The following is an 11481-nucleotide window of genomic DNA, read 5'->3' as shown; positions in this document are numbered from 1 at the left end:
CGTTTGTAGTAACTGTCATGGTTGATGACACTCACTTCATTTACGCCAAAATGCTCCCGCAGACGCTCCGTCAGGGTACTTTTGCCGCTGCCGGTGCCGCCTGCGATGCCGATGATGATGGTGTTCATGCGTACTCCTCTCCGTTTTTACACATCCAACCGGATTTCCCGCCCGGTAGGTTCGTATGCGCGGTATTTTACGCCGGTCATATTGAACATACGGCGGCTGGCGATACTGGCATGGGTATCATGGTATTTGTCGGAAAGATAAATCAGCTCTTTAATCCCGCTCTGAATGATGGCTTTGGCGCACTCATTGCAGGGGAACAGCGTCACATACATGCGCGCGCCGGTCAGGTCATTGTGCGGGCTGTTGAGAATGGCGTTCAGTTCCGAATGGCATACATACATGTACTTGGTTTCCAGTTCGTCGCCTTCCCGTTCCCAGGGCATATCGTCGTCATTACAGCCGATGGGCATGCCGTTGTACCCAAGGGAAAGAATCTTGTTTTCGGGGCTGACGATGCAGGCACCCACCTGGCTGTTGTTGTCTTTGGAGCGCATGGCGGAAAGCAGGGCAATGCCCATAAAATATTCATCCCAGCTGATGTAATCGGTTCGTTTCATGGCGTTTCTTTCCTTTATTGTTTTATTTTATCCTTATTATACTGTGCGCCGTGTGGCGGTGCAAGATTCTTCACGCAAATATTTGCGGCGGGTGGCCTCGCCGCCGCGCAGATGCCGCTCGGCTTTGTTGCGCTGTACCACCGTCTGTACTTCGGCCCACAGGCCGGGGTGCGTATGGCGCAGCCGGCTCTGGTCTTTCCAGATGGTGCTTTTGCTTACCCCAAACACCGCGGCTGCTGCACGCACGGTGGCACCGCTGCGCACGATGTATCGGCCAACCGCCACGGCCCGCTCCTCCGGGTCACCTTTCATACCGTTACCCCCTCACATGGAATTTCTGTCAAATCCTATGTGAAAAAGGGTACGGATATGCCGTATAATACAAAATCCCTGCCCGGCGGGGCAGGGAAGAAATCGTATATCAAAATCACTCGTACATTTTTCGCCCGGCAAACACACACAAGGGTCGTTTGGCTTTACCGGTACCGATCAGCTGCACAGCCGCAGCCAAAGTGGCACCGGCACTGGTGCAGGCGGGGACGCCGTCAAAAAAGAGAACTTCCCGGGCGGCCCGCTCCGCGTCGGCGGTGGTTACCGTCAGAACGGTGTCCACGACATAGGGGTTGTAGTTTTCCGGAACAAACCCGGGACCGATGCCGGCAATGCCGTGCTGCCCGATGAACCCACCCGAGATGGCAGCGCATTCTGCAGGCTCCACCGCCACAATGCGGATCATGCTGTTCCAGGCTTTGATGTACTCGGCTACGCCGGTAATGGTGCCGCCGCTGCCCACACCCACGACGATGGCGTCAATCGCTTCCCCTGCAGCTTTCAGGATCTGGGGTCCGGTGACCCGGCGATGATATTCCGGGTTGTCGTCGTTGGCAAAATAATGGGTGAAGTACCCGCCGTACCGTTGGGCGGTTTCCTCGGCAATGCGGTCCATGGCCCGGCGGCCGCCGCTGCTGCATACCACGATTTTGGCACCCAGTTCCTGCAGCCGTTTCCGGCGCATAATGGGAAGGCTGCTGGGAACGACCAGGATGCAGGGGTGCCCGGTTGTGGCACAGCTGACAGCCAGCGCGGCACCAAAACTGCCGGAACTGGCTTCCACCACCGGCATACCGGGCTTGAGGGTGCCGCGTTCGGTGGCAAAGGCCAGCATGGTTTCGGCCAGTCCGTCCTTGGAGGTGCCGGTGGCCCCGCCGAAATCCAGATACGCCAGAATGCTGGAACTCAGATTATGGCGGCCGGAGTAACCGTCCAGCCGAACGACGGGGGAGCGGTATACTTCCTGGTAATAGCTTTTCAAAATCGGCATGGCGGGCACCTCCTTTCTCAAATGGGCAAAGTACTGTCTATTATAGCACAACTCGACGAGTTTTGCACCTGCCGTGCCCCTTCGATGCAATTTTTTTTGCACAGACCGGAAACGACGCCGCAAAGCATAAAAATATGCCGAAACCTCTTGACTTTCGGCCGGGGCCCTGCTATAATTCATAAGCTAGATGTAAAGGAAAAAACTTTACACAGCATGTAAACGAGGGAAGGGGCGCAGGCCATGGCGGGGAAGCCGCAAAAAAATCTGGCCTATTCGATCCTGCTGGACTTTTACGGGCCGGTCTTGACCGAAAAACAGCGCATGATCCTGACCGAGTATTACGACGAAGATCTTTCCCTGGCAGAGATTGCCGAGAATCTCGGCATTACCCGGCAGGGAGTGCGGGACGCCATCAAGCATGGCGAAGCAGCATTGGATGAGTTGGAAGCTAAACTGGGCAACGCCCGCCGCCATACGGCGATGCAGGCAGACCTGACACGGCTGCGCCAACTGGTTATGGAAGTCCGGTGCTGCAATTCGGGACTGTTCAATCCGGTCCCGCAAATCCGCACCGATACCGATGAGATGCTGCAAATTCTGGAGCGGCTGGATACGCAGGAGGAATCTGATGGCCTTTGAATCGTTAACAGAGCGCCTCAACGGCGTATTCAAAAAACTGCGCGGTAAAGGCAAACTGAGTGAGGCGGATATCAAGGCTGCCATGCGGGAAGTGCGCATGGCGCTGTTGGAAGCCGATGTCAACTATAAAGTAGCCAAGGATTTCTGCGCACAGGTTTCCGAACGTGCCATGGGGCAGGAGGTCATGGAAAGCCTGACCCCCGCCCAGCAGGTGGTCAAGATCGTCAACGAAGAACTGACCAAACTTATGGGCGGTGACGAACCGCAGTACCTGCACATCAAAAATAAGGGCCAGACGGTTCTGATGATGTGTGGTCTGCAGGGTAACGGTAAAACCACCCACGCAGCCAAGCTGGGCAAGTTCTATCGCAGCCAGGGACGCCGCCCGTTGCTGGTGGCCTGTGACGTATACCGTCCGGCAGCTATCCAACAGTTGCAGATCGTAGGCGAGCAGGCAGGCGTTCCGGTCTTTACCAGGGGCACCGAAAAACCGGAACTCATCGCCCAGAAGGCGATGGCCCATGCCAAGGATCACGGTTACGATATTGTGATCCTGGATACAGCCGGTCGTTTGCAGATCGATGACGCGCTGATGGATGAGCTGGTCCGCATCAAACAGACTGTGGAAGTGGACGAGACACTGCTGGTTGTGGATGCCATGGCCGGCCAGGAAGCCGTCAACGTCGCCAAAACATTTAACGAAAAAATCGGGATTACCGGCGTGGTGTTGACCAAAACCGACGGCGACACCCGCGGCGGCGCAGCGCTTTCGGTGCTGGCAGTCACCGGCAAACCGATTTACTTCCAGGGCACCGGCGAAAAGCTGGAAGATCTGGAACCCTTTTATCCGTCCCGTATGGCAAGCCGCATCCTCGGCATGGGTGACGTGCTCTCTCTGATTGAGAAAGCCCAGAGCGTCCAGAACGACAAGGAAGCGGAAGCCGCTGCCCGGCGGATGATGGAAAACAAGTTCGATATGAACGACCTGCTGGCCCAGTTCCAACAGGTAAAGAAGATGGGCGGTGCGTCGGCGCTGCTGGCCATGATGCCCGGCGGCAACCAGATCGATGCCGATGCATTGGATGAAAAGATGCTGCCCCACATTGAGGCTATCATCTACTCCATGACCCCGGCAGAACGCGCCAAGCCCGAGATCATCAATCCCAAGCGGAAGCGCCGTATCGCGGCTGGCTCCGGTCAGACCGTGGAGGACGTGAACAAGCTGCTGCGTCAGTATGAAATGATGCAGAAGATGATGAAAAAAGTCCGCCGCAACCCCAAAGGCTTTATGCGCAGCCTGGGCAATCTGGGCGGCATGGGCGGCTTCAAAGGTTTTGGCCGCTGATCAAATTCAGGTATGACCCGCACGGCTTTACGGCCCACGGGATGTACAATATAAAATTCGCCCCACAAGGGCCGTAAACAAGTATTTGGAGGAATTTACAATGGTTAAGATTCGTCTGCGCCGCATGGGCGCCAAGAAAGCTCCCTTCTACCGCGTTGTTGTTGCCGACAGCCGCTTTGCTCGCGATGGCCGCTTCATCGAGGAGATCGGCTACTACGATCCCACCAAGGAGCCCAGCGTTGTCAACATTGATGCCGACAAGGCCAAGCAGTGGCTCGCCAACGGCGCTCAGCCCACTGACACTGTCCGTGAGCTGCTGAAGAAGGCTGCCGTTCTGTAATCTGCTGTTCGCTTTTTCTGAGGGAGGGAACGCCACATGCAGGAACTCTTATTAGCCGTTGCCCGCGGCCTTGTCGAAGACAAGGAGGCCGTGCAGGTGACCGTTGACCCCATGCGTGAGGACGGCACGGTCGTCTATCACCTCAAAGTGGCTGAAGCCGATATGGGCCGTGTGATCGGCAAGCAGGGACGCATCGCCAAGGCGATTCGCGTTGTCATGCGTGCCGCGGCGGTACGTCAGGGCGAGAAAGTCATCGTTGAGATCGACTAAAAGCCAAAAGCACTTTGCCGCTTGGCAAAGTGCTTTTTTGTATGTCGGGCGGCCTGACCGCCTGTTCCACTTTTGATCACGGAAGGTTGAAAGAAAATTATGCAGAACTATCTTCCTGCCTGTAAAATCGTTTCCACCCACGGAGTGCGGGGCGAGATGAAAGCATTGCCGCTGTGTGACGGGGCGGCGTTTCTGGCAAAATTCAAACGTTTGTTCGCCAAAGCGGACGGCACCGGTGAGGTGCGCGTTCTGGGGGTGCGTGCCCAGGGAAATGTGATCCTGCTGCGGTTGGACGGTGTGACCGATATGGACGCCGCACGGGCACAGGTGGGGCGCACCTACTATTTTGCCAAAGCGGATGCCAGACTTCCCAAGGGGCGCTATTTTATCGATGATCTGCTGGGATGCCGTGTGGTGGATGCCAATACCGGCCGGGAATACGGCACACTGACAGCGGTGGACCACCCCGCTGCCCAGGATATCTATACGGTGACCGATGAGGAAGGGCAGACCCACATGCTGCCTGCGGTTCCGGAGTTTGTACAAAAGATTGACCCGCAGGCTCGCGAAATCGCCGTGACCCCCATTGACGGCATGTTTACCGAAGCCGTCAACGGCGATAAGGAGTAAGCCATGCGCATCGATATTGTGACGCTTTTCCCTGAACTTTGCGACAGTTTTCTTTCGGCCAGTATACTGGGGCGGGCCCGTGCCAAAAATCTGTTTGAGGCGCACTGCCATCAGATTCGGGACTATACCACCAATAAACAAAAGCAGACCGATGATTACCCTTATGGGGGCGGCTGCGGCATGGTGCTGTATGCACAGCCGATTGCCGATTGCCTGCGTGCCGTGCAGCGGCAATGTGCTGAACAGGGCCGTGGGAACCCCCATGTGGTATTTTTGACGGCAGCCGGGCAACCCTATAATGAAGAAACCGCCAAACGGCTGGCCCGGTACGACGCGGTAACGCTGGTCTGCGGCCATTACGAAGGCATCGACCAGCGGGTGATTGATGCTTTCGGTGACGAGGAAATCTCCATTGGGGATTATGTGCTGACCGGCGGTGAACTGGCAAGCCTGGTGGTGGCCGACAGCGTACTGCGGCTGCAGCCCGGTGTTCTGGCCGAGGAAAAAGGCTACCAGGATGAAAGTTACTGGGACGGCCTGCTGGAATATCCTCAGTATACCCGGCCCGAAGTGTGGGAGGGCCGCGCCGTACCGCCGGTGCTCCTGACAGGGGACCACCAGAAGATCGACGCCTGGCGCGAGGCGCAGAGCCGTACCCGTACCCGACTGCGTCGCCCGGACCTCTACGAGCAGTGGTGCGATACACATCCGCTGACCGAATTGCCCAAGTGGAAGCGGGGCGAAAACATGCGCCTTGTGAAAACCGATGACCAATGGGATCAGGCAGCTCGTCTTTTTGCCGAAGGGCGATATGCCGTTTGCGAAAAGGTCAGTACGGCACTTTATCTGGATACACTCACCCCGGAAAACTGCCGGAAAGAACTGCTGCAGGATCGTGAAAACGGCTGGGCCTTTTATCTGCATTATACCAAAAACGTTGCGGACGGCATGGTGGGGGTCTGCCACAAGACCGGACGGATCAGCCATCTGTTTGTGACGGCAGAATCCAGAGGACGCGGCATTGGCAGCAAAATGCTGGATTTTGCCCGCAAAAAGCTGCCGGAACATCCAAATCCCACGCTGACAGTATTGGATACCAATACCCGGGCGCTGGCACTTTACCGGCGGATGGGCTGGCGTCCCGAGGGTGTGGAGGCTGTTTATGACCCCCAAAAACAGCCCGGTGCCGCGGTTTTTTGCCGGGAATTGATTCTGCGGTATCAGGGGTAACGGAACAAAGTTTTGTTGTCAATCTACAATGTTGTTGAAAATAAACTGGTAAATATGCACAAAGCCAAAAGCTGAGATTTGGCGGAATTACAGAATCCTGCCAAATTTGCAAAATTCTACTGTACAAAATCGACGAAATAGGATAAAATAGAAACAATCAAGGCGGCGTATCATGCGCAATAGACCGCCTGACGACAAGCGCCCACGGTAGAAACGCAGGGGCATATTATTTTCAAAAGTAGGAGAGAATAACTATGTACGTGAAAGAAGTTACCGTTGAGAATCAGGTTGGTCTGCATGCCCGTCCGGCTACCTTCTTCATCCAGAAGGCGAACGAGTACAAGTCCTCGATCTGGGTCGAGAAAGAGGAGCGCCGCGTTAACGCCAAGAGCCTGCTCGGTGTTCTGAGCCTGGGTATCGTGGGCGGCACGAACATTCGCATCATTGCCGACGGCGCCGATGAGCAGGCTGCGGTCGACGGTCTGGTCAAGCTGGTCAGCTCCGGCTTTGCCGAGTAATTCTTCTCACAAATGCAACGGCGGGGCGACCCGCCGCTTTTTTATTTTCTGCTGTTTGCTGAAAGGAACTCCATGACAAAAGCTGAATTGTACCGCAAAGCCTGTATGCTGCCGCTGTTGCCCGGCGTGTATATCATCCGGGATAAAAGCGATACCATCATTTATATTGGTAAGGCCAAGCGTCTGAAAACGCGGGTTTCCCAATATTTCCGGGAAGGTGTCCCCCACGATGCCAAGGTTACCCAGATGATCGCACATGCGTTCACCTTTGATGTGATCGTCTGCCAAAGCGAGTTTGAGGCACTGGTACTGGAAGCCAGCCAGATCAAGGCACATACGCCCAAATATAATATTCTGCTCAAGGACGATAAAGGGTATAGCTATGTCAAAGTGACCAAAGGGCCGTGGCCGCGCATCTTGGCCGTTTTGCAAAAAGAGGATGACGATGCGGACTATATCGGTCCCTTTACGTCCTCCTTTGCTGTGCGGGAAATGGTGGAAATGGCCCAGGATTGCTTTTTGCTGCCACGCTGCAATAAAGAATTCCCGCGGGACTTTGGCAAAGGACGCCCCTGTCTGAACGCCCATATCGGCAAATGCATGGCGGTTTGCAGCGGCAAAATCAGCTGCGAAGCATACAACGACGCCGTACAGGGTGCCTTGCGGATGATCCGTTACGGCAAAAAAGATATCGTCAAGCAGCTGAAAGAAAAGATGGAAGCAGCATCGGAGCGGCTGGATTTTGAAACCGCCGCGCTGCTGCGGGATCAGATTCAGGCCATCGAACGGGTGGCCGCCGGCCAAAAAGTAGTGATGGAAGGCGATACCGAGATGGATGTTATCGCCCTGGCCGGGACAACAAGGGCGGTATGTGCGGCGGTGCTGCGTTACCGGGACGGCCGTCTGACCGACAAACGGGAGTTTGTATTCCATGATACCACTGATATTGCCGCTGTGCGGGAAGAATTTCTGCCCCAGTACTATCTGGATGGCGAAAGTATCCCCAAGGTCATTGCGGTGGACGCGCTGCCTTCCGATGCGGAAGCCTTGAATGAGGCCTTGAACCAGACCCGGGGCAGCAAGGTAGAACTGTATGTGCCCCAGCGGGGCGATGTAGCCAAACTGGTGACCATGGCGTACACCAATGCGGTGGAACGCCTGGGACGGGAGAGCGGCCGCTATACCCGGGAGGAAAAACTGCTGGAGGAAGCCGCCCAGATGCTGGGCCTGAAAGCCCCGCCCCGGGTGATTGAAAGCTATGATATTTCCAACTGGGGCGATGGTTCCAGCGTTTGCGGCATGGTGGTATTCAAGAACGGAAAGCCACACCGTTCCGGATACCGCCGGTTCAAGATGAAGAGCGTGGTAGGTACGGATGACTACGCCTCGCTGGCCGAAACCCTGGCCCGCCGTGCCGCTGAATATGAAGCGGCGCGCCGTGGAGAAAAACCGGATGGTCCGCAGAATCAATTTGCCACGATGCCGGATCTTCTGCTCATTGACGGCGGCCGTGGGCAGGTCAGCGCCGTCAAGCAGGCGCTGCGCGGCACGGCCCTGGAACATGTACCCACCTTTGGTATGGTCAAGGACGATCACCACCGCACCCGCGCCATTGTGGACGATGCAGGCGGCGAAATCGCCATCAACCGTAATCGCAACATCTTTACTTTCGTCACCAACATTCAGGACGAAACCCACCGCTATGCCAATGACTACCGCAAGCGGGCCATGAAAAAGCGTTCCTATGCGGCAACGCTGACCGCCTTACCCGGTGTAGGGGAAAAGACCAGTGCTGCCTTGCTGGCACATTTCAAGACGGTAGCGGCTGTCAAGGCAGCCAGTATTTCCGACCTGGAAGAAGTCAAGGGCATCAGTCATGCCAAAGCGGAGAAGCTGTACAACGCGCTGCGCAATGGTGTATAATCGGAGCGGCAGTGGCAAAGGCGGCTGCCAAAACAATGAATAGAGGAGCGGTCTATGCTCATTCTTACAATTCTTCTTACGCTGTGTATTGCAGCAGCTGCGGCATATCTTCCGGGCAGGGTATGTCGACGTCCTCTCCGTCGCGCCGACCTTTGGGCCGGTCCCGGCCTTGTGCTGGGGGTATGGATCTGGGCTGCGTGCATTTATTCCAAGCCGGGTCTTACGGAGGATTTTGATGCCTTCCGGATGCTGGGCATCACCGGTATGGCACTGTGGGCCTGTGCTGTGGCAGCTGGATTCCGGCTGCGGCATCGGCTGCCACGGTTCCAAACGGGTGCGGCTGTGGGGTTGCTGCTGGCTGCCGCCTTGGGGCTGGAACTGTTTGTCTGCAACCTGAATTTCTGGGCAACACACAGTTATACCCCGGTGGATCTGCGCAGTTACCTGACGGAGGCAGTGAACCCGGATACACCATTGACCCTCACCGAGGAACACAACACGTTGACGTTTGCGGGTCTGGACCAGGAACTGTACAATCTGCAGCTGGTGGGATTAAGCTATCAGTACGACGGCCCCCATCCGGAAGTGCAGAATCCGCTGTTCACATTGACGGTGGCTGCTACCGATGAGGCCAGTTCGGCTTCTCGTCAGAGCTGGCCCTGGCAGGTGGCGGTGAAAGCCACCCGCAGCCAGACCCGCAGCCTGGACCTGTCCGGCAAGGCCTCCACACTGACCCTGACGGCGTTCGCGTATGAGGGCGAGTACCGCCAGTATCCGCTTTCTTATACGCTGCAGACGGTGTATGCCAATGTGCCGCGTCCGCTGGACTTTTCGCTGATCCGTTTCGTGGTGATGTTCGGGCTGCTGGCGGCTGCGTTTGCACTGCGTCCTGCCAGCGTCCTCTGGCAGCATGCCTATCTGGAACACACACGCCGGTATCGGCCGGCGGTGGTGCTGGTCATGGTGGTGTTGGCGGCTCTCGCTTTTGCGGCCCCATTTGCCGATCGTTTCAATGCAGGCGTTGCCACGTCCTTTTACAATACGGCGGATTGGGACGGCGAAAGCCGTATCACGTTCACCAAGCATATTAATGACTGGGCCAACGATACAGCGGCTCAGTACGGGGCTTTGGCCCACAGCTTGCTGAATGGCCGCCTGGACCTGGAAAAAGATCCGCCCGAAGCGATGCTGACAATGGAAAATCCCTACGATACGGCGGCACGGCAGGAGGCGGCGCCGGATGCCCTGTGGGATGTGGCGTACTATGAAGGGCGCTATTATGTCTACTTCGGGGTGGTGCCCTGCCTGTTGTTCCAGCTTCCTTTTGAAGCACTGACCGGCGTGGGAGATTTGCCGCCCAGCTTGCCGATGATCCTCATGTCGTGGCTGTTCATTCTGGCGTCTTTTGGATGCGTGAAACAGGCGCTGCGGCGGTGGTTCCAACGGGCCAGTGCGGCAGCCTACCTGCTCACAGCAACCGGTATCGCAGCAGGCAGCCAGATCTACTATCTGCTGCTGCGCCCCTCAACCTATGAATATGCCATCCTCTGTGGTGCGGCGTTTGTCATGCTGGCAATCTGGCAATGGCTGGCGGCTGCCAATACACCGCTGGAAAAACGCGGCCGTCTGGTGGCGCATTTGGTGTTGGGCAGCCTGTGCATGGCACTGGTGGCAGGGTGCCGCCCCCAGATGGAACTGTTTGCTGTGCTGGCGGTTCCCATCTTCTGGCAGCGGTATGTACGGGAAAAACGACTGTGCAGCCGTCAGGGGGCAGGGGAGGCAGTCGCCTTCCTGCTACCGGTTATCGCGGTGGCGTTGCTGCTTATGTGGTACAATGCGGCTCGCTTTGGTTCGCCCTTCGACTTTGGCGCCAACTACAACCTTACCAGTAACGATATGACCCGCCGCGGTTTCAGTGTGGGCCGTATTGCCCCGGCGGTGTTCACTTTCCTGTTTGGCGTTCCGGGGGTCAGCACGGTGTTCCCGTACCTTACGGCCACCCGTATGGAAACCAATTATATGGGTCTGACCATTACCGAACTGTTCTATGGCGGTGCCTTCGCCTGTCTGCCGCTTTTGTGGGGGCTGGCGGTTCTTCCGCTGTGTCGGCACCGCCTGGAACAGCGCCGGGATCTGCGCGGAATACTGCGTTTGGTTCTGTTGGCAATGCTGGTGCTGGCGGTGCTGGATTGCGAGATGGCCGGTATGCTGTACCGCTACCAGAGCGACTGGCTGGGACCGCTGCTGCTGGCTGCGGCGCTGGCCTGGCTGTTGGCCGAGCAAACCTTGCAGGCCCACACCGGCCAGCCGGGCATAACAGCTTTGCAGACTGCCTGCCGTACCTTGCTTCCACTGGCGGTACTAGCCGGTGCGGCCTATAATTTCTGCGTGTATTTTGCGGCGGAACCCGGATTGATCGGGCAGAATCCATCGCTCTACCAGAACGTGAGCGGTCTGATCCAATTCTGGCTGTAAATGTTTTTTCAAAGCCCTTTCGACACCTTGCGTGTCGGAAGGGCTTTTTCTTGGCGCCGAATAGGCATGATAAAACCCCCAGTTCAACTGGGGGTGGATAAAAAATACTTTAGTGAAGAGAAAGAACCTCCTGTGCTAGAATAAAGCTGGTCTGGCAACCAAGC

12 protein-coding genes and 1 pseudogene are annotated in these 11481 nt (G+C 56.6%); 9 read left to right on the top strand and 4 right to left on the bottom strand.

Going from position 1 to position 11481, the window contains the following annotated elements:
* The 4 genes and pseudogenes from H6B10_RS08530 to H6B10_RS08515 all read right to left on the bottom strand — a co-directional run.
* Window positions 1-128 (bottom strand): annotated as a pseudogene (locus H6B10_RS08530) (dephospho-CoA kinase); the annotation flags it as partial.
* A gap of 18 nt (window positions 129-146) precedes the next feature.
* Window positions 147-626 (bottom strand): deoxycytidylate deaminase, encoded by a 480-nt coding sequence (locus H6B10_RS08525; RefSeq protein ID WP_204651203.1) that lies wholly within the window; start codon window positions 624-626, stop codon window positions 147-149.
* 36 nt (window positions 627-662) lie between these two features.
* Complete coding sequence (locus H6B10_RS08520; RefSeq protein WP_204651202.1) at window positions 663-938, bottom strand: sporulation transcriptional regulator SpoIIID; 276 nt, start codon at window positions 936-938, stop codon at window positions 663-665.
* 115 nt (window positions 939-1053) lie between these two features.
* Window positions 1054-1947: a PLP-dependent cysteine synthase family protein gene (locus H6B10_RS08515; protein WP_207751596.1), complete on the bottom strand. Its 894-nt coding sequence runs from the start codon at window positions 1945-1947 to the stop codon at window positions 1054-1056.
* Window positions 1948-2187: 240 nt separating this feature from the next.
* Between H6B10_RS08515 and ylxM the strand changes: the two genes are divergently transcribed.
* From ylxM to H6B10_RS08470, 9 genes are all read left to right on the top strand, one after another.
* Window positions 2188-2586, top strand: coding sequence for a YlxM family DNA-binding protein (gene ylxM, locus H6B10_RS08510; RefSeq protein WP_204651201.1), 399 nt, complete (start codon window positions 2188-2190; stop codon window positions 2584-2586).
* Entirely contained in the window at window positions 2576-3931 is a 1356-nt protein-coding gene (ffh, locus tag H6B10_RS08505; protein WP_204651200.1) for a signal recognition particle protein, read from the top strand. Before ylxM ends, ffh begins: the two co-directional genes overlap by 11 nt.
* A gap of 100 nt (window positions 3932-4031) precedes the next feature.
* Window positions 4032-4271 carry a 30S ribosomal protein S16 gene (gene rpsP, locus H6B10_RS08500; protein ID WP_204651199.1) on the top strand — a complete coding sequence of 80 codons (240 nt, stop codon included), beginning with the start codon at window positions 4032-4034 and terminating at the stop codon, window positions 4269-4271.
* Between the two features lie 36 nt (window positions 4272-4307).
* Window positions 4308-4541 (top strand): KH domain-containing protein, encoded by a 234-nt coding sequence (locus tag H6B10_RS08495; protein WP_147610860.1) that lies wholly within the window; start codon window positions 4308-4310, stop codon window positions 4539-4541.
* Window positions 4542-4640: 99 nt separating this feature from the next.
* Window positions 4641-5171 (top strand): ribosome maturation factor RimM, encoded by a 531-nt coding sequence (gene rimM, locus H6B10_RS08490; protein WP_204651198.1) that lies wholly within the window; start codon window positions 4641-4643, stop codon window positions 5169-5171.
* A 3-nt stretch (window positions 5172-5174) separates the two neighbouring features.
* The gene (trmD, locus tag H6B10_RS08485; RefSeq protein ID WP_204651197.1) at window positions 5175-6401 is read left to right on the top strand and encodes a tRNA (guanosine(37)-N1)-methyltransferase TrmD; all 1227 of its coding nucleotides are present in this window, start codon (window positions 5175-5177) and stop codon (window positions 6399-6401) included.
* 254 nt (window positions 6402-6655) lie between these two features.
* Window positions 6656-6919: an HPr family phosphocarrier protein gene (locus tag H6B10_RS08480; protein WP_204651196.1), complete on the top strand. Its 264-nt coding sequence runs from the start codon at window positions 6656-6658 to the stop codon at window positions 6917-6919.
* 72 nt (window positions 6920-6991) lie between these two features.
* Window positions 6992-8842 carry an excinuclease ABC subunit UvrC gene (gene uvrC / locus H6B10_RS08475; protein WP_204651195.1) on the top strand — a complete coding sequence of 617 codons (1851 nt, stop codon included), beginning with the start codon at window positions 6992-6994 and terminating at the stop codon, window positions 8840-8842.
* Window positions 8843-8896: 54 nt separating this feature from the next.
* Entirely contained in the window at window positions 8897-11317 is a 2421-nt protein-coding gene (locus tag H6B10_RS08470; protein WP_204651194.1) for a hypothetical protein, read from the top strand.
* The last annotated feature ends 164 nt before the right edge of the window (window positions 11318-11481 follow it).

Source organism: Gemmiger formicilis (assembly GCF_016901605.1).
GTDB classification, from domain to species: domain Bacteria; phylum Bacillota; class Clostridia; order Oscillospirales; family Ruminococcaceae; genus Gemmiger; species Gemmiger formicilis_B.
Note: the sequence above shows the minus strand (reverse complement) of the source record. Positions and strands in the feature narration are given on the sequence as shown.